Source organism: Peribacillus sp. NJ11 (assembly GCF_030348405.1).
In the GTDB taxonomy this organism is placed as follows: domain Bacteria; phylum Bacillota; class Bacilli; order Bacillales; family DSM-1321; genus Peribacillus.
The window spans coordinates 848,279-868,253 of record NZ_JAUCFO010000001.1; the positions used below are offsets into that span (position 1 = coordinate 848,279).

The following is a 19,975-nucleotide window of genomic DNA, read 5'->3' on the forward strand; positions in this document are numbered from 1 at the left end:
ATAAGGTCAAGGAACGAGTTCGACAATATCAAATATCTATATTATAGGAAAAAATTAAAATTTGGAGGAATTGACGATGGATAAAATTGAAAAAAGTTTTATCATTAATTCTTTACTTGAGGCCGCTTCACTTTATGCTGATGCAACAAAAAATTTTGATCTTTGGCAATCAGAAAAATATGCATTCGAAAAATATTTATATCAGGATGATACAATCCTTGATATTGGCTACGGAACTGGAAGAACCACATTTGCACTGTATAAAAAAGGATTTCAAAGTATAACGGGAATCGATAAAACACCTGCCATGCTTCATGAAGCCGAAAAAATATCGTACGAATATAACCTGGATATACCCTTTATCCTTGGCGATGCAACGAAACTCCCTTTCAACAATTCATCATTCGATAAAGTAATCTTCGCTTTTAATGGTTTAATGAAAATTCCCCAGCGAAAAAACCGTACATTAGCTTTAAATGAAATAAATCGTATTTTAAAACCAGAAGGCATTTTCATTTTCACAACACACGACCGTGATAAAAACGAATATTATATGAATTTCTGGGAACAAGAGGAAATTATTTGGTGTGAAGGTAAACAAGATGAGAGGCTTTATGAGTTTGGGGATATTTTCACATTCGGAAAGACACCTCAAAAAGATACTTACCTCCATATTCCAACACAACTTGAAGTACTTGATGGTCTTGAAGAAGCAGGGTTTACAGTCATCGAGACCTTTTACAGAAGTGAATTATTCCATGAAAGTGATGATGTAAACGTTTTCTCTTCTGATTGCCGCTTCTGGATCGTTCAAAAATAAGGTACATTTTTTAAAATTCAAAAAAAACCCAGAGTGACATATCACTCTGGATTTTTTGTATTAAGAAACTTGCTCTAGTTCTTTATCGGAAGGCGGGTTGAATTGACCTTCCCATTTAGAGATGACGATTGCTGCAAGTGAATTACCAATAACGTTTACTACTGTACGTCCCATATCAAGAATACGGTCGATACCAGCAATAAATGCTAGACCTTCAATAGGAATACCAACTGTTCCTAAAGTCGCTAAAAGAACTACGAAAGATACACCTGGTACGCCCGCAATCCCCTTAGAGGTGATCATTAACACTAGCATCAGCGTAATTTGCTCATACATACTTAAATCAATTCCGTACATTTGAGCGATGAAGATAGCTGCTAACGCTTGGTATAATGTAGAGCCATCAAGGTTAAAAGAGTATCCAGTCGGAATAACAAATGTAGCAATATGTTTCGGACATCCCGCTTTCTCCATTTTTTCCATGATTTTCGGAAGAACAGCTTCTGAACTTGCTGTAGAGAACGCAAGAATCAATTCTTCTTTTAGAAGTTTAATCAATTTAAAGATATTGAATCCTACAAATTTCGCAATAAGACCCAGAATGACAACTACAAAGAAAATCATTGTTCCATATACAGAAAGCGCTAACTTTCCTAACGGAATTAAAGATTCCAGACCGAACTTGGAGATGGTCACACCGATTAGTGCAAATACCCCGATTGGAGCGAATTTCATGACCATATTCGTTAGGTAAAACATTCCTTCAGCTGTACCTTGGAAGAAACGGAATACTGGTTTACCTTTTTCACCGATAGCCGCAATACTAAGTCCAAACAACACGGAGAAGAAAATGATCGCTAGCATATCGCCTTCTACCATAGCTTTAACCGGATTGGATGGCACAATGTGAACGATTGTATCTACGAACGATTCATGTTGCTTAGTTTCGGCTGTATCGACATAGGTAGAAATATCAGTTTGTTCTAGCTTGTCCATATTTACACCAACACCAGGCTGGATGATATTCGCTGAAATTAAACCAACAGCAATCGCAATCATAGTTACCACAACAAAGTATGATATTGATTTAGCGCCAAGTTTACCTACTGATTTTAAATCGCCTACACCTGCAACAGCAACGATAAGGCTTGAAACGATGATCGGCACTACAATCATTTTAATCATTCGTAGGAAAATGTCTCCGAATGGCTGTAAAAAGTTTTGGGCCGTCTCATTACCATAAAAAATGGCACCAACGATAATCCCTAAAATTAAACCAATGAAAATTTGGCTAGCTAAACTTAATTTGAATTTCTTCATTTACTTTCCTCACCTTCCATAAAGTCTTTGATGCAAAAACATTTTTGTCTCGGTAAGGGAAACAAGATACTAATAAAAGAAAGTAATTTTTCTTTTTTTGAAAAACTCTGTCTTTACGCCGAAAAAAAAGACACTTCATGTGTCGATTTCTTATTGGCGTGAATATTCACACATGTTCCCTTAAAGACGCTGACGAGGTTAGCTGTCGGGTTAGGAATTGGAAACACAAAGCCCTTTCATTTCTGAATTCACCCCTAGCGGATAAAATCCACAAAAATGGGTCCCCCGTTCTTGGAATAAGATTAAGCGAGTTAACTTATAATAAAATATTATACTAAAAACGTTAATCTGTAAATATTTATTCGCAATCATTCTTGAAATAAACCTCAAAATATGTCTGAATATTCTGCATTAATGAATATTGTACCTATAATTCCATTGCCTAATTTTTATACATATAAGTTATATGGATATAGAAATAGCAACTAATTTGACATCCTCTCTCCTGATGAAAGAAGCGGTTATTTTTCCAAAATGCCAAGTAACAGATATCTTACTTTTTCCCTAGAGCTGAATTTCTTATAAGTATTAGTTTTCACTTTTTCAAATTGAATTGGAGTAATAAAATAAGAATGGTTCTTCACTACCCTATTCGGTTCTAATAGGATGACGTCACCTACGGATGGTCCCTTTATGAGTTCTTGCTTTCCTTCTGCTTTAAGTCCTTTTGTGATGTAGTGTTTATCCACAAAGCCTTTTTTAGTCAACTTGTAGACATGCGGCTGTTCTTTGTAATGGACTGCCTCTATAGGAATGGAGGGTACACCCGCTTTCTCATTGGTTATTACAGTAAGATTGACTTTGGATCCCACCAACAAAGGTTCGGTTTCTTCACCTTCAGGTTCGATTAAAGCCTGAAATGGAAATCTGTTATCTTTTTTTATGGACGGCTCTTCTGCTGGATAGGAATGGATACGGCCAATCTTCCCTTTCAAAGTCTTTTTTGAGTCAGAAGAACTTGCTTTTATAGTCATGCCCACTTCAGCCTTTTTCATCTCCTCTTCGGAGAAATCACCTTCAATTGCCATATTTGTCGAAACAATGGATATAATGGGATTATTCAGGTTTTTATTGATATTCTTAACTACACCATCAGCTTCACTGGTCGTTACAATCGCGCTGGACTGCTCCTCAATAGACCTTAATTTAGCATCAAGCATTTTAACTTTTTCATTCAAACTGTTTTTTTCGAGTTCCTGCTTGTACATTTCTTGCTCAATGTTACTTTTAATAAGGTCTGAAGAGCTTGTTGTTATATCGATATTCAAGTTTCTTTCCACCGATTCATCAATGACCGCTTTATCGGGATCACGGGTCAATGTCCCTTGATAAGACCTCAACTTCCCTAAGTATTGGTCAATCCCTACAATTTCTCCCTCAGCGGCAGCTTTCTCCGATTCTACATTCGCTTTAAGCGCATCAAGTTCGGTTGCCGTATACTCAAACAACGAGGAGCCAGCCGTTACCGCATCGCCTTCTTTTACAAGGAATTTCTTAAAATCATTCTTCTTGGTATCGAAATAGATATCATACTCTTCCAAAGGTTTAATTACACCATTCGTTTGAATGGTATCGGTAATTGTATCTTTTTTGACCATTGTCCAGTTTTCCACGAAAACAGTTCGTTCCACTTTGCTTTCCTTTTTTTCAATAAGGTATAAGTTAACGGTTATCAAAACAGTCGACGCAATAGAGACCGCTGCTATTTTCCATTTCCCGCTCATTCTTTTCACCCCGCCTTATACAAATACGCCCACTTGGATATATGCTAAAAAGGCTTTAACAAACCAAGTGGCCAGATAGAATAGAACAATCATTAAAAAGATCAAATAATTATTTCTTTCTGAAAATTCCTTTAAATAAAAATATTGCAGGGCAATAATAAGAAATTGAAAAATGGTGATTTCGCTGAAAAAGTGAATAAAGTAATCACTTCTGAGAAAATACTGACTGATGATTCCTAAAGAAAAAGGATTGGCATCGTTGCCTATATCCATTAATACGAATAGAGGAATCAATAATATTTTTTCCACCAATTGCAAACCAAAAATGATCATTTGAACGATAACTATTTTTATGTACGGAATATCCGTAACGATCCAAAAGAATAGAGCTGATAAAAATATGTATATGGAAGGGTGGATTATGCCTGCTATTATATTGCCGCTCAATATCAGCAACTTTCCTGCTTCAAATTCATTAACACCCATCTTCGTGATTTCTTTGGAAAATGATTCAGATCCAATGCCAAAATACCCCTCAATAGCAAATACTAAAAGACTAAGAAGATATAAAAATAGTAATTTCCAACCAAGTCGTGTGACTGCCTCTGCATTTTGCAGCTGATAACGACTCCGATTAGGCTCTAAAATGCCCTTTAACAATCTGACCTGGTACACCATATGTGTTCCTCCTGCAAAAAATGATATATCATTCTATATTTTATCTTATTTTGGAAACAAATGCAGAAATAAGGAGTGATTGAAACAAAAAAAACACATAATCCTTACCCTTTATAATTAATCTCCCTCTAATTGGGAATTAATACCGATAAATGATGGTCAAGGACTTTAATTCGAGTAGGTGTTTGGCTATAGTTCTCTCCATCCATATCCACATCAAGTGGCCTCTTGGATTCAATAGTCAGGGTACTGGCCTGCACATATGTCACCCCAGCTTCCGAGCTCAGATTTTCTGTCCATGAACGTTTCATCGCTATTATTTCCAACAATGCACCAAGGTTTGCGTTTTCCAAGATGGCAACGCCAAAGAGCCCATCGTCTGGACTAACCATGGGAAACGGCAATAAATTAGTACCGATAAAACATCCATTCAAGACCAAAATCATGATTGCTTTCCCTTCAATTAAATGCCCATCATATTCAAGTTTATAGGGAAAGGGGGCACTATCACCAATCGTCCTTACCGCACTTAATAAATACCCTATCTTTCCGAATCTGTTTTTTTCCTGCTCATCAATATTGCTTGAAGCTTCAGAAATAAGTCCAACTCCCCAAAAATTAGAAAAATAATCGTTATTGGCCTGCCCGATATCAATTGAACGAACCTTGCCATTTACTATTGCTTCTGCGGCTTGACGAACATTTTGAGGAATATTCAATGTTCTGGAGAAGTCATTGCAAGTCCCTCCAGGTAAAATCCCAAATAATGGCCGCTTCTCCAGCGGTGAAAGGCCGTTTACACACTCATGTACAGTTCCATCTCCTCCTAATACGAAAACTACATCCATGTCTTCACCATATTCCGAGCAAAATCGAGATGCATCGCCTTTTTCCTTCGTTTGTAGAATGAGGAACTCATCAATATGAGGAGCTATAACTGGAAGACATGCCTCAAGATTCCTTTCGAGTTTACCATTTCCAGCATTTATGTTATAAATCAGCATTCCCTTTTTCCATCTCATGATCTAGCCCCCATATTAATGAAAGAATTATCTTCTTCCTGCTACTTATACTTTTTCCTATACCCCCGCTTTTGAAACTCAATCATTATCAAATGGAAAAATTCATATGGCTTGAAATCTAAGTCATATCAAAAGTAAAAAGAGGCTATACGCCCCTTTTCAGTAAAGCCTTCATATATTCGTCAAATATTCCTTCATCGTCAAGATAAGCTTTGTACACAAGTGACTTCTCTTTTCATTTTTTTCCAAAAATAACACAAGACTTTCCAAGATAATGGGACTTGGCCTAACTTTCGAAAACTCTTCTTGGATTGCCTTTAGAGCTTCCGTATTTTTATTTGTTTCCATTCCCTCTTCTTTACGTGTTTCCACTTCAAGCATCCTGCTTATGATTGAATGGATTTCCTCTTTTGGGCTCAAATCCGTCAGTGAGCATCCGTGTAAGGGAAATTGTTTCAATAATGGATCATCCATGATTTGCATGCTTGCGATAATCGAATCCATCCGGTTCAAAATGAATTTAGGTAACAATTCCACTTCGAAAGCATTTTTTTTCCTGATTAATATTCCGATATATCCTTTGAAAAGTGAATCTAACATTATTGTGCAATCCGGTAGAAGGTCAGCCGAAAGTCCCGGGTATAACTCAATGATTTTACGCTTGAACCAAATCATGCCCTCTTCATGGATATAATGTAAAAATCTATCTAGTTCTTTGCTGATATGAATCATTTGTTCCTGCATCATCATTTTGATTAAGTTGGTATTTCCCGTCACATGCTCAATGTGAACAGTGATTTGCCTTAAAAACTTATCTTTACTTGATAATGAAGCATCCAGCTCAAGGTCAAGTAAAGAGTCCGTCAACGCTTCATAATAATATTTAAAAATGGAGACTAATAATTCTTCCTTCGATTTAAAATAATTATAAAAAGACCCCTTTGCTATCCCACATTTTTCAGCAATTTCCTGAACGGATGTAGCATGATAGCCTTTCTCCGCGAAAAGCTCTACAGACTTATCTATGATCATCTTATGTTTTTCATTCATCAAATTCATCCTATCTCTTAAAGATTGTTCACTTATGACCGCTCAGTCATTTCTTCCAAATTGTATCCCAAAACCCTTGGAATCACAACGATAAAACTCACGAATATTATCTGTTGCATTCATAATCCATATACTATATATTTGAGTTCATGACCGGCTAGTCACAATTTTAAGTATGGAGGGTACAAGTTTGAATTCAATAATTAAATTTTCCTTAAAGAATAAATTGGCAATCTGGTTACTTACGATCATCATCGTTGCAGCGGGTTTATACTCCGGTTTAAACATGAAACAAGAAACCATTCCAAACATCTCGACTCCTTTAATAAGCATCTCCACTGTATACCCCGGAGCTGCACCTGAAGAAGTAGCAGATAAACTCACAGACCAGATAGAGCAGAAAGTCACGAATTTATCAGGAGTCGAATTAGTCAGTTCGTCTTCCATGGCTAATGTGTCTTCCGTCCAATTACAATACGATTATGATACTAATATGGATGACGCTGTAAAAGAAGTTAAAGAAGCATTAGAGAAATTAGAACTGCCTGAAGGAGTGGATGACCCAAGCGTATCCAAATTGGAATTAAACGCTTTTCCTGTTGTTGCACTTAGTGTAACAGATAAGGAGTCGGATTTACCTGCCCTTACTAAAAATGTCGAAGAAGTGTTAGTACCTAAACTTGAAGGAGTTGACGGCGTAACATCCGTATCAATTTCCGGACAACAAGTAAATGAAGGCAGTCTTATATTCGATCAAGAAAAGATGGCTCAATACGGGCTCGATGAAGAGACCGTAAAGAAGGTTATCCAGGCCGCAAACGTCAACATGCCACTTGGTATATATAACTTTGATGATAAAGAAAAAACGATCGTTGTGGATGGAAACATCTCCACATTAAAAGACTTGAAAAATATAAAGATACCTTTAACGGGTGGCTCTAAAACAGGAACGCCAACACAAACGGTACCTGAAACCAATCAATTATCTCCTGAAATGGCACCGGCTACTGCCCAACTGCAAAATGTCAAATTATCAGACATTGCCGATGTTAAAATCACAGGTAAGGCTGAGTCGATATCAAGAACAAATGGTAGCGAATCGATTGGAATCCAGGTTACAAGATCGCCTGATGCCGATACAGTTGCGATCGTTGACGAAGTAAATAAAGAAGTTTCGAATTTCAAAGAAGAATTTAAAGGCGTAAGTGTACATACTACGCTTGATCAAGCCAAACCGATCAAAGATTCTGTTGAAACCATGATCAGCAAGGCACTCTTCGGCTGTCTGTTTGCCGTCATTGTTATCATGTTGTTCCTTAGGAACTTTAAAACGACTCTCATTTCCGTCATTTCGATTCCACTATCCCTGTTAGCAGCCCTTTTGGTGCTCAAACAAATGGATATTTCATTGAATGTCATGACACTGGGGGCCATGACCGTTGCCATTGGCCGAGTCGTCGATGACTCCATTGTCGTCATTGAAAATATTTACAGGAGAATGGCTTTAAAAGGCGAACAATTAACAGGCGGCGAATTAATACGATCAGCCACTAAGGAAATGTTCATCCCTATCCTTTCATCGACAATCGTTACTGTAGCCGTATACCTGCCTTTAGCAAGCGTTACAGGACCTGTCGGGGAACTATTCATGCCATTCGCCTTAACAATGGTGTTTGCATTAGTCGCTTCATTAATAATCGCCATCACCCTTGTTCCGGCCATGGCAGACTCATTATTTAAAAAGGGACTATCTAAAAAGGAATTAAAATCACATGAAGAAAAACCTAGTAAATTATCGGCATTCTACCGAAAAGCACTGGATTGGTCATTAAGCCATAAGTTAATCACTTTCGGTACTGCCATTGTATTATTGGTCGGGAGCTTATTCCTAATTCCAAGCATCGGTGTCAGCTTCATGCCTGCAGATGAAGAAAAAACGATTATCGTTACTTACACCCCAGCACCTGGCGAATTAAAAGAGGATATTGAAAAGCAAACAGAAAAAGTAGAAAAATATTTCATGGATAAAGATGATGTGAAGACCGTTCAATACACACTAGGGGAAAACATGATGGGCGGCATGATGGGTGGATCGAGTAACTCAGCTCTCTTCTATGTACTCTACGATGAAGACACCGAAAATTTCGGGGACAAAAAAGAAAAGGTCATAAAAGATTTAACTGACCTTGATTCACCTGGAACATGGAAACAACAAGAATTCACGTCAACAGCAAGCAACGAAACCACTCTATTTGTTTACGGAAATACACAAAAAGACATTGAACCGGTAATCGATGATATTCAAAATATCATGAAGAAAAATAAAGATTTAAAAGATGTTGATACAAGTCTTTCCGATGCTTATGAGCAATATACTCTAGTTGCAGATCAGGAAAAGCTAAGTGATCTCGGACTGACAGCTGCACAAATTGGTATGTCCATTGCTAATACGAATAAAGATGATGCTTTAACTACAATTAAGAAAGATGGAGAAGAAGTCAAAGTATATGTTGAAACGGAAAAAACGACATTCGAAGATAAAAAAGATCTAGAAAATACGAAAATTTCTTCTCCAATGGGAATGGAAATCCCATTGAAAGAGCTTGTGAAAATCGAAGAGGGCAAAGCGTCCGATACAATTAGCCGTCGCGATGGAAAAATTTATGCCGACGTGTCTGCAACAATCAAATCGGATGATGTAGCAGCAGTAACAGCTGAAGTACAAAAGGAAGTTGACAAATTAGACCTACCTGCAAGCGTCTCTGTAGACTACGGCGGAGTAACGGAAGATATCCAAGAGTCATTCACTCAACTTGGAATCGCTATGTTAGCAGCCATTGCTATCGTTTACTTTGTCCTAGTCGTTACTTTCCATGGTGGTTTAGCGCCAATAGCCATTCTTTTCTCATTACCATTCACGGTAATTGGGGCATTGGCAGGCCTATTCGTTGCAGGTGAGACCATCAGCGTTTCCGCAATGATGGGTGTCCTGATGCTTATTGGTATCGTCGTAACCAATGCCATCGTATTGGTCGACCGCGTTATCAAAAATGAAGAATCAGGCTTATCTACCCGGGAAGCTTTACTCGAAGCAGGAACCACCCGCCTACGTCCAATCCTGATGACTGCCCTAGCCACAATCGGCGCTTTAATACCATTGGCCATCGGTGCAGAAGGCAGTGGATTAATATCACAGGGTCTTGGAATTACCGTTATCGGCGGACTGGTGAGTTCTACATTGCTAACACTTGTAATAGTACCTGTTGTATATGAAGTTATCATGAAAAAAGGTAAAAAGAAGAAAAAAACAAGTAAATAAAGAAGAAACAGAAAGAGGGCATCCCTTTATGGGGATGCCCTTTCTGCTCGCAATCCAACAAGAATACCTTGAACCTTTCTTTCCACATTCATTTTCATTATCTTATTAAATACAACTTCCTTAAGCTCATAATGCTTCTGGGACTCTTTAGACGGGCTTCAATTCCTTCTTTAACCCTACCCCCGCCTGATAAGGCAAAACTGTCCCATTCGTCATTTCCAAGGAAATTCATTTGTTTTTAACACCATATTTTTATATAAACAAAAAAAGGAAAGAACTAGCCTTCCTTTTTAATTTCTATAGTTTAGTGTTTGGTGAAGGTCTGGTCGATTGCATTTTCCAGATCCAGCGATTTTTCTTTTAAATAACGCTTTGTTACGTTTAAATCTTTATGACCGGCAAGCTTGGATATCGTTTGTATATCTATTCCATTATCCACTAACCTTTGGCAAAAGGTATGGCGAAGTTTATGAGGATGCACATTGTATTTTTTTAATATATATTGAACTGACCTCGGAGTGATCCTTTGGTTATAACTTGAGATGAATAACGGATCTGCCTTTTCTTTTAAAGAATAAAGATAATTTTTCACATGTTGTATAGACGATAGTGTAAGGGGAACGGATCTATCGATTTCACCTTTTGCGTTCCTGACAAGTATATAATTTCGCTCTGTTTCCATGATGACGTCCCGACCATTTAAGTCACATAATTCAGATACACGGATACCAGTATGTAACAAAAGGTAGACGATGGCAATGTTCCTTAGATTTCCTTCTGCTTCTATATCTCTTAACAGGATTTGCTGCTCTTTCATGCTTAAAGTTTCAGGTACCTCAAGCTTGTGCTCTTTAACCTTACGTTCCACAGAAAGCATTACTTGTGGTTTACCTAAAAATTTAAAGAAAACATTTAGAGCGATATAGTGTTTTTCGATTGTCCCTGGACTTTTCTTGCAATTTTCTAAATAATCAAGATAATCCTGAACATCTTCAGAATGAATCTCCATCAATATCTTTTGTGTCTGGTCACAAAACTGTGAAAGGACACCAGTATACGTTTTGATCGTATTAGCTGATTTACCTTGGTCTCTCAACCATTCAGCAAACGAAAAAATCATTTCATCTTTAGCAGAGGTATCCATCGGCTATTCCCCCAATGACAGTTTCAGAACTACGTTAAGTTTAACATATATCCCTACAGAAACGAAGAATTCTGTCCCTTTGTCTTAAACAGATATGGATTATACAGATAGAAAGTAGAAATTATTTGGTTATAAATACTAGGGATGCATTTATAGTATGTTCTACCATATTTACTATCCATATACTATATTACTTTCTTTATGCTCTTTACGGGTCTCTACCTATTAACAGTTTAAATAATATGATACTGAAGGAATAGCAACCGTAAAAAAGACCAGCCGGATGGCTGATCTTTAAAATGGCTTGGCGGCGTCCTACTCTCACAGGGGGAAACCCCCAACTACCATCGGCGCTGAAGAGCTTAACTGCCGTGTTCGGAATGGGAACGGGTGTGACCTCTTCGCTATCGCCACCAAACAATAAAGGAACGTTGTTCCTTCAAAACTAGATAATAAGAAGGTATTTCATTTTTTAAAAAGCGTTGGTTAAGTCCTCGATCTATTAGTATCAGTCAGCTCCACATGTCGCCACGCTTCCACCTCTGACCTATCAACCTGATCATCTTTCAGGGATCTTACTAGCTTGCGCCATGGGAAATCTCATCTTGAGGGGGGCTTCATGCTTAGATGCTTTCAGCACTTATCCCGTCCGCACGTAGCTACCCAGCTATGCCTTTGGCAAGACAACTGGTACACCAGCGGTGCGTCCATCCCGGTCCTCTCGTACTAAGGACAGCTCCTCTCAAATTTCCTGCGCCCGCGACGGATAGGGACCGAACTGTCTCACGACGTTCTGAACCCAGCTCGCGTACCGCTTTAATGGGCGAACAGCCCAACCCTTGGGACCGACTACAGCCCCAGGATGCGATGAGCCGACATCGAGGTGCCAAACCTCCCCGTCGATGTGGACTCTTGGGGGAGATAAGCCTGTTATCCCCGGGGTAGCTTTTATCCGTTGAGCGATGGCCCTTCCATGCGGAACCACCGGATCACTAAGCCCGACTTTCGTCCCTGCTCGACTTGTAGGTCTCGCAGTCAAGCTCCCTTGTGCCTTTACACTCTACGAATGATTTCCAACCATTCTGAGGGAACCTTTGGGCGCCTCCGTTACTCTTTAGGAGGCGACCGCCCCAGTCAAACTGCCCACCTGACACTGTCTCCCACCCCGATAAGGGGCGCGGGTTAGAATTTCAATACAGCCAGGGTAGTATCCCACCAACGCCTCCACCGAAGCTAGCGCTCCGGCTTCTCAGGCTCCTACCTATCCTGTACAAGCTGTACCAAAATTCAATATCAGGCTGCAGTAAAGCTCCACGGGGTCTTTCCGTCCTGTCGCGGGTAACCTGCATCTTCACAGGTACTATAATTTCACCGAGTCTCTCGTTGAGACAGTGCCCAGATCGTTACACCTTTCGTGCGGGTCGGAACTTACCCGACAAGGAATTTCGCTACCTTAGGACCGTTATAGTTACGGCCGCCGTTTACTGGGGCTTCGGTTCAAAGCTTCGCTTGCGCTAACCTCTCCCCTTAACCTTCCAGCACCGGGCAGGTGTCAGCCCCTATACTTCGCCTTGCGGCTTCGCAGAGACCTGTGTTTTTGCTAAACAGTCGCCTGGGCCTATTCACTGCGGCTTTTCCGGGCTATTCACCCTAAAAAGCACCCCTTCTCCCGAAGTTACGGGGTCATTTTGCCGAGTTCCTTAACGAGAGTTCTCTCGCACACCTTAGGATTCTCTCCTCGCCTACCTGTGTCGGTTTGCGGTACGGGCACCTTACATCTCACTAGAGGCTTTTCTTGGCAGCGTGGAATCAGGAACTTCGGTACTATATTTCCCTCGCCATCACAGCTCCGCCTTAATGGAAACGGGATTTGCCTCGTTTCCGGCCTAACTGCTTGGACGCGCATATCCAACAGCGCGCTTACCCTATCCTTCTGCGTCCCCCCATCGTTCAAACGATGTATAGGTGGTACAGGAATATCAACCTGTTGTCCATCGCCTACGCCTTTCGGCCTCGGCTTAGGTCCCGACTAACCCTGAGCGGACGAGCCTTCCTCAGGAAACCTTAGGCATTCGGTGGAAGGGATTCTCACCCTTCTTTCGCTACTCATACCGGCATTCTCACTTCTAAGCGCTCCACCAGTCCTTCCGGTCTGACTTCAACGCCCTTAGAACGCTCTCCTACCATCGACACCTAATGGTGTCAATCCACAGCTTCGGTGATACGTTTAGCCCCGGTACATTTTCGGCGCGGAGTCACTCGACCAGTGAGCTATTACGCACTCTTTAAATGGTGGCTGCTTCTGAGCCAACATCCTGGTTGTCTAAGCAACTCCACATCCTTTTCCACTTAACGTATACTTTGGGACCTTAGCTGGTGGTCTGGGCTGTTTCCCTTTCGACTACGGATCTTATCACTCGCAGTCTGACTCCCAAGAATAAGTATTTGGCATTCGGAGTTTGACTGAATTCGGTAACCCGTTGGGGGCCCCTAGTCCAATCAGTGCTCTACCTCCAATACTCTCATCTTGAGGCTAGCCCTAAAGCTATTTCGGAGAGAACCAGCTATCTCCAGGTTCGATTGGAATTTCTCCGCTACCCACACCTCATCCCCGCACTTTTCAACGTGCGTGGGTTCGGGCCTCCATTCAGTGTTACCTGAACTTCACCCTGGACATGGGTAGATCACCTGGTTTCGGGTCTACGACCTCATACTCATTCGCCCTATTCAGACTCGCTTTCGCTGCGGCTCCGTCTTATCAACTTAACCTCGCATGAAATCGTAACTCGCCGGTTCATTCTACAAAAGGCACGCCATTACCCATTAACGGGCTTTGACTACTTGTAGGCACACGGTTTCAGGATCTATTTCACTCCCCTTCCGGGGTGCTTTTCACCTTTCCCTCACGGTACTGGTTCACTATCGGTCACTAGGGAGTATTTAGCCTTGGGAGATGGTCCTCCCTGCTTCCGACGGGATTTCTCGTGTCCCGCCGTACTCAGGATCCACTCAGGAGGGAACGAAGTTTCAACTACAGGGTTTTTACCTTCTTTGACGGACCTTTCCAGATCACTTCATTTACCCCGTTCCTTTGTAACTCCATGTTGAGTGTCCTACAACCCCAAGAGGCAAGCCTCTTGGTTTGGGCTAATTCCGTTTCGCTCGCCGCTACTCAGGAAATCGCATTTGCTTTCTCTTCCTCCGGGTACTTAGATGTTTCAGTTCCCCGGGTCTGCCTTCAGTACCCTATGTATTCAGGTAAAGATACTGTTCCATTACGAACAGTGGGTTTCCCCATTCGGAAATCTCCGGATCAAAGCTTACTTACAGCTCCCCGAAGCATATCGGTGTTAGTCCCGTCCTTCATCGGCTCCTAGTGCCAAGGCATCCACCGTGCGCCCTTTCTAACTTAACCGTTAAAAAGATCTTACAGATGCTTTGAAAAAAATTAATTGCCTTCTATCTATTATCTAGTTTTCAAGGAACAAAGCAGAAAGAATCCATCACATCGTGATGTTTTTCTTCCCTATCTGAATGAATTACTCATTCAAAACTGAACAAAACAAAAGCGCTCTCGTAATTATCCTTAGAAAGGAGGTGATCCAGCCGCACCTTCCGATACGGCTACCTTGTTACGACTTCACCCCAATCATCTGTCCCACCTTAGGCGGCTGGCTCCATAAAGGTTACCTCACCGACTTCGGGTGTTACAAACTCTCGTGGTGTGACGGGCGGTGTGTACAAGGCCCGGGAACGTATTCACCGCGGCATGCTGATCCGCGATTACTAGCGATTCCGGCTTCATGTAGGCGAGTTGCAGCCTACAATCCGAACTGAGAATGGCTTTATGGGATTCGCTTACCTTCGCAGGTTTGCAGCCCTTTGTACCATCCATTGTAGCACGTGTGTAGCCCAGGTCATAAGGGGCATGATGATTTGACGTCATCCCCACCTTCCTCCGGTTTGTCACCGGCAGTCACCTTAGAGTGCCCAACTGAATGCTGGCAACTAAGATCAAGGGTTGCGCTCGTTGCGGGACTTAACCCAACATCTCACGACACGAGCTGACGACAACCATGCACCACCTGTCACTCTGTCCCCCGAAGGGGAAAGCCCTATCTCTAGGGTTGTCAGAGGATGTCAAGACCTGGTAAGGTTCTTCGCGTTGCTTCGAATTAAACCACATGCTCCACCGCTTGTGCGGGCCCCCGTCAATTCCTTTGAGTTTCAGCCTTGCGGCCGTACTCCCCAGGCGGAGTGCTTAATGCGTTAGCTGCAGCACTAAAGGGCGGAAACCCTCTAACACTTAGCACTCATCGTTTACGGCGTGGACTACCAGGGTATCTAATCCTGTTTGCTCCCCACGCTTTCGCGCCTCAGTGTCAGTTACAGACCAGAAAGTCGCCTTCGCCACTGGTGTTCCTCCAAATCTCTACGCATTTCACCGCTACACTTGGAATTCCACTTTCCTCTTCTGTACTCAAGTTCCCCAGTTTCCAATGACCCTCCACGGTTGAGCCGTGGGCTTTCACATCAGACTTAAGGAACCACCTGCGCGCGCTTTACGCCCAATAATTCCGGACAACGCTTGCCACCTACGTATTACCGCGGCTGCTGGCACGTAGTTAGCCGTGGCTTTCTGGTTAGGTACCGTCAAGGTACCAGCAGTTACTCTGGTACTTGTTCTTCCCTAACAACAGAACTTTACGACCCGAAGGCCTTCTTCGTTCACGCGGCGTTGCTCCGTCAGACTTTCGTCCATTGCGGAAGATTCCCTACTGCTGCCTCCCGTAGGAGTCTGGGCCGTGTCTCAGTCCCAGTGTGGCCGATCACCCTCTCAGGTCGGCTACGCATCGTCGCCTTGGTGAGCCATTACCTCACCAACTAGCTAATGCGCCGCGGGCCCATCTATAAGTGACAGCCGAAACCGTCTTTCCATCTTCTCTCATGCGAGAAAAGAACGTATCCGGTATTAGCTCCGGTTTCCCGAAGTTATCCCAGTCTTATAGGCAGGTTGCCCACGTGTTACTCACCCGTCCGCCGCTAATCTCAGGGAGCAAGCTCCCGTCGATTCGCTCGACTTGCATGTATTAGGCACGCCGCCAGCGTTCGTCCTGAGCCAGGATCAAACTCTCCGAAGAAATGTTTGACTTGCTCATTTTGCTTTTTTGATAGTGTGTGCTCACTTAAAAAATTTAACGTTGGCGCTTTGTTTTGTTCAGTTTTCAAAGAGCAATTTCACAATCGTTCTTTCGAACGGCTTGTTTATTCATCATAACATCTTATTGATTAGTTGTCAACTTCTGCGAAGTTTTAAACTTATTTTAAATCGCTGTGTTTTTCAGCGACCATTTCATCTTATCATTTTCATAGTAAGAAGTCAATAGTTATTATTTTTCTTTTGGAATCTACCAAAAGCGGATGAAGTTGTTCGTTTGTCTTAGTTGGTGCTTATTTATATTAATCCAATTTCACTTTAAAGTCAACACATTTCAAAATAAATAATTCCTTTTCTGAATGAAGGGTCTATATCCATCTGATCCCCGTTGGCTTAAGGATAAAAAACACGACTTTAATAAATATAATTCAGACAGAACTCCAAGGTATCCTAAAAAAACCTTATAAGTCTTCATATATTGTACACGTCCTTATAAATGCAAAAAAGACCAGCCGGATGGCTGATCTTTAAAATGGCTTGGCGGCGTCCTACTCTCACAGGGGGAAACCCCCAACTACCATCGGCGCTGAAGAGCTTAACTGCCGTGTTCGGAATGGGAACGGGTGTGACCTCTTCGCTATCGCCACCAAACAATAAAGGAACGTTGTTCCTTCAAAACTAGATAATAAGAAGGTATTTCATTTTTTAAAAAGCGTTGGTTAAGTCCTCGATCTATTAGTATCAGTCAGCTCCACATGTCGCCACGCTTCCACCTCTGACCTATCAACCTGATCATCTTTCAGGGATCTTACTAGCTTGCGCCATGGGAAATCTCATCTTGAGGGGGGCTTCATGCTTAGATGCTTTCAGCACTTATCCCGTCCGCACGTAGCTACCCAGCTATGCCTTTGGCAAGACAACTGGTACACCAGCGGTGCGTCCATCCCGGTCCTCTCGTACTAAGGACAGCTCCTCTCAAATTTCCTGCGCCCGCGACGGATAGGGACCGAACTGTCTCACGACGTTCTGAACCCAGCTCGCGTACCGCTTTAATGGGCGAACAGCCCAACCCTTGGGACCGACTACAGCCCCAGGATGCGATGAGCCGACATCGAGGTGCCAAACCTCCCCGTCGATGTGGACTCTTGGGGGAGATAAGCCTGTTATCCCCGGGGTAGCTTTTATCCGTTGAGCGATGGCCCTTCCATGCGGAACCACCGGATCACTAAGCCCGACTTTCGTCCCTGCTCGACTTGTAGGTCTCGCAGTCAAGCTCCCTTGTGCCTTTACACTCTACGAATGATTTCCAACCATTCTGAGGGAACCTTTGGGCGCCTCCGTTACTCTTTAGGAGGCGACCGCCCCAGTCAAACTGCCCACCTGACACTGTCTCCCACCCCGATAAGGGGCGCGGGTTAGAATTTCAATACAGCCAGGGTAGTATCCCACCAACGCCTCCACCGAAGCTAGCGCTCCGGCTTCTCAGGCTCCTACCTATCCTGTACAAGCTGTACCAAAATTCAATATCAGGCTGCAGTAAAGCTCCACGGGGTCTTTCCGTCCTGTCGCGGGTAACCTGCATCTTCACAGGTACTATAATTTCACCGAGTCTCTCGTTGAGACAGTGCCCAGATCGTTACACCTTTCGTGCGGGTCGGAACTTACCCGACAAGGAATTTCGCTACCTTAGGACCGTTATAGTTACGGCCGCCGTTTACTGGGGCTTCGGTTCAAAGCTTCGCTTGCGCTAACCTCTCCCCTTAACCTTCCAGCACCGGGCAGGTGTCAGCCCCTATACTTCGCCTTGCGGCTTCGCAGAGACCTGTGTTTTTGCTAAACAGTCGCCTGGGCCTATTCACTGCGGCTTTTCCGGGCTATTCACCCTAAAAAGCACCCCTTCTCCCGAAGTTACGGGGTCATTTTGCCGAGTTCCTTAACGAGAGTTCTCTCGCACACCTTAGGATTCTCTCCTCGCCTACCTGTGTCGGTTTGCGGTACGGGCACCTTACATCTCACTAGAGGCTTTTCTTGGCAGCGTGGAATCAGGAACTTCGGTACTATATTTCCCTCGCCATCACAGCTCCGCCTTAATGGAAACGGGATTTGCCTCGTTTCCGGCCTAACTGCTTGGACGCGCATATCCAACAGCGCGCTTACCCTATCCTTCTGCGTCCCCCCATCGTTCAAACGATGTATAGGTGGTACAGGAATATCAACCTGTTGTCCATCGCCTACGCCTTTCGGCCTCGGCTTAGGTCCCGACTAACCCTGAGCGGACGAGCCTTCCTCAGGAAACCTTAGGCATTCGGTGGAAGGGATTCTCACCCTTCTTTCGCTACTCATACCGGCATTCTCACTTCTAAGCGCTCCACCAGTCCTTCCGGTCTGACTTCAACGCCCTTAGAACGCTCTCCTACCATCGACACCTAATGGTGTCAATCCACAGCTTCGGTGATACGTTTAGCCCCGGTACATTTTCGGCGCGGAGTCACTCGACCAGTGAGCTATTACGCACTCTTTAAATGGTGGCTGCTTCTGAGCCAACATCCTGGTTGTCTAAGCAACTCCACATCCTTTTCCACTTAACGTATACTTTGGGACCTTAGCTGGTGGTCTGGGCTGTTTCCCTTTCGACTACGGATCTTATCACTCGCAGTCTGACTCCCAAGAATAAGTATTTGGCATTCGGAGTTTGACTGAATTCGGTAACCCGTTGGGGGCCCCTAGTCCAATCAGTGCTCTACCTCCAATACTCTCATCTTGAGGCTAGCCCTAAAGCTATTTCGGAGAGAACCAGCTATCTCCAGGTTCGATTGGAATTTCTCCGCTACCCACACCTCATCCCCGCACTTTTCAACGTGCGTGGGTTCGGGCCTCCATTCAGTGTTACCTGAACTTCACCCTGGACATGGGTAGATCACCTGGTTTCGGGTCTACGACCTCATACTCATTCGCCCTATTCAGACTCGCTTTCGCTGCGGCTCCGTCTTATCAACTTAACCTCGCATGAAATCGTAACTCGCCGGTTCATTCTACAAAAGGCACGCCATTACCCATTAACGGGCTTTGACTACTTGTAGGCACACGGTTTCAGGATCTATTTCACTCCCCTTCCGGGGTGCTTTTCACCTTTCCCTCACGGTACTGGTTCACTATCGGTCACTAGGGAGTATTTAGCCTTGGGAGATGGTCCTCCCTGCTTCCGACGGGATTTCTCGTGTCCCGCCGTACTCAGGATCCACTCAGGAGGGAACGAAGTTTCAACTACAGGGTTTTTACCTTCTTTGACGGACCTTTCCAGATCACTTCATTTACCCCGTTCCTTTGTAACTCCATGTTGAGTGTCCTACAACCCCAAGAGGCAAGCCTCTTGGTTTGGGCTAATTCCGTTTCGCTCGCCGCTACTCAGGAAATCGCATTTGCTTTCTCTTCCTCCGGGTACTTAGATGTTTCAGTTCCCCGGGTCTGCCTTCAGTACCCTATGTATTCAGGTAAAGATACTGTTCCATTACGAACAGTGGGTTTCCCCATTCGGAAATCTCCGGATCAAAGCTTACTTACAGCTCCCCGAAGCATATCGGTGTTAGTCCCGTCCTTCATCGGCTCCTAGTGCCAAGGCATCCACCGTGCGCCCTTTCTAACTTAACCGTTAAAAAGATCTTACAGATGCTTTGAAAAAA

Annotated in this window: 8 protein-coding genes, 5 rRNA genes and 1 riboswitch; of the genes, 2 read left to right on the top strand and 11 right to left on the bottom strand. The window is 43.1% G+C overall.

The genetic code is table 11. The features are described from left to right. The first annotated feature begins 76 nt into the window (after positions 1–76). Positions 77–820, top strand: coding sequence for a class I SAM-dependent methyltransferase (locus tag QUF86_RS04105; protein WP_289333681.1), 744 nt, complete (start codon positions 77–79; stop codon positions 818–820). A gap of 60 nt (positions 821–880) precedes the next feature. Here QUF86_RS04105 and QUF86_RS04110 read toward each other — a convergent pair whose 3' ends face one another. The 5 genes from QUF86_RS04110 to QUF86_RS04130 form a co-directional block, all read right to left on the bottom strand. Further along, positions 881–2,140 (bottom strand): cation:dicarboxylate symporter family transporter, encoded by a 1,260-nt coding sequence (locus QUF86_RS04110; RefSeq protein WP_289318744.1) that lies wholly within the window; start codon positions 2,138–2,140, stop codon positions 881–883. A 172-nt stretch (positions 2,141–2,312) separates the two neighbouring features. Beyond that, a riboswitch (cyclic di-AMP (ydaO/yuaA leader) is annotated at positions 2,313–2,459 on the bottom strand. 202 nt (positions 2,460–2,661) lie between these two features. Then, complete coding sequence (locus tag QUF86_RS04115) at positions 2,662–3,924, bottom strand: efflux RND transporter periplasmic adaptor subunit (protein ID WP_289333682.1); 1,263 nt, start codon at positions 3,922–3,924, stop codon at positions 2,662–2,664. A 15-nt stretch (positions 3,925–3,939) separates the two neighbouring features. Beyond that, positions 3,940–4,602 (bottom strand): hypothetical protein, encoded by a 663-nt coding sequence (locus QUF86_RS04120; RefSeq protein WP_289318742.1) that lies wholly within the window; start codon positions 4,600–4,602, stop codon positions 3,940–3,942. Between the two features lie 128 nt (positions 4,603–4,730). Beyond that, on the bottom strand, positions 4,731–5,624 hold the full coding sequence (locus QUF86_RS04125) for a YegS/Rv2252/BmrU family lipid kinase (protein ID WP_289333683.1): 894 nt from the start codon (positions 5,622–5,624) through the stop codon (positions 4,731–4,733). 171 nt (positions 5,625–5,795) lie between these two features. Continuing rightward, positions 5,796–6,674 (bottom strand): TetR/AcrR family transcriptional regulator, encoded by an 879-nt coding sequence (locus tag QUF86_RS04130; RefSeq protein ID WP_289333684.1) that lies wholly within the window; start codon positions 6,672–6,674, stop codon positions 5,796–5,798. A 190-nt stretch (positions 6,675–6,864) separates the two neighbouring features. Between QUF86_RS04130 and QUF86_RS04135 the strand changes: the two genes are divergently transcribed. Then, complete coding sequence (locus QUF86_RS04135; protein ID WP_289333685.1) at positions 6,865–9,993, top strand: efflux RND transporter permease subunit; 3,129 nt, start codon at positions 6,865–6,867, stop codon at positions 9,991–9,993. A 304-nt stretch (positions 9,994–10,297) separates the two neighbouring features. Here QUF86_RS04135 and QUF86_RS04140 read toward each other — a convergent pair whose 3' ends face one another. From QUF86_RS04140 to QUF86_RS04165, 6 genes are all read right to left on the bottom strand, one after another. Beyond that, positions 10,298–11,137, bottom strand: a complete 840-nt coding sequence (locus QUF86_RS04140) for a tyrosine-type recombinase/integrase (RefSeq protein ID WP_289318738.1) — start codon at positions 11,135–11,137, stop codon at positions 10,298–10,300. A 302-nt stretch (positions 11,138–11,439) separates the two neighbouring features. Beyond that, positions 11,440–11,555, bottom strand: a 5S ribosomal RNA gene (gene rrf, locus QUF86_RS04145). Between the two features lie 64 nt (positions 11,556–11,619). After that, a 23S ribosomal RNA gene (locus QUF86_RS04150) occupies positions 11,620–14,552 on the bottom strand. Positions 14,553–14,727: 175 nt separating this feature from the next. Continuing rightward, positions 14,728–16,278, bottom strand: a 16S ribosomal RNA gene (locus QUF86_RS04155). A gap of 552 nt (positions 16,279–16,830) precedes the next feature. Then, positions 16,831–16,946: ribosomal RNA gene (rrf, locus tag QUF86_RS04160) — 5S ribosomal RNA — on the bottom strand. Between the two features lie 64 nt (positions 16,947–17,010). After that, a 23S ribosomal RNA gene (locus QUF86_RS04165) occupies positions 17,011–19,943 on the bottom strand. The 16S, 23S and 5S rRNA genes sit together here, the layout of an rRNA operon. Positions 19,944–19,975 lie beyond the last annotated feature (32 nt).

What these genes read in the sequence shown, in the direction of transcription:
- QUF86_RS04105 (WP_289333681.1), top strand. Translation starts at nt 77, where the DNA reads ATGGATAAAATTGAAAAAAGTTTTATCATTAATTCTTTACTTGAGGCC.
- QUF86_RS04110 (WP_289318744.1), bottom strand. Translation starts at nt 2,140, where the DNA reads ATGAAGAAATTCAAATTAAGTTTAGCTAGCCAAATTTTCATTGGTTTA.
- QUF86_RS04115 (WP_289333682.1), bottom strand. Translation starts at nt 3,924, where the DNA reads ATGAGCGGGAAATGGAAAATAGCAGCGGTCTCTATTGCGTCGACTGTT.
- QUF86_RS04120 (WP_289318742.1), bottom strand. Translation starts at nt 4,602, where the DNA reads ATGGTGTACCAGGTCAGATTGTTAAAGGGCATTTTAGAGCCTAATCGG.
- QUF86_RS04125 (WP_289333683.1), bottom strand. Translation starts at nt 5,624, where the DNA reads ATGAGATGGAAAAAGGGAATGCTGATTTATAACATAAATGCTGGAAAT.
- QUF86_RS04130 (WP_289333684.1), bottom strand. Translation starts at nt 6,674, where the DNA reads ATGAATGAAAAACATAAGATGATCATAGATAAGTCTGTAGAGCTTTTC.
- QUF86_RS04140 (WP_289318738.1), bottom strand. Translation starts at nt 11,137, where the DNA reads ATGGATACCTCTGCTAAAGATGAAATGATTTTTTCGTTTGCTGAATGG.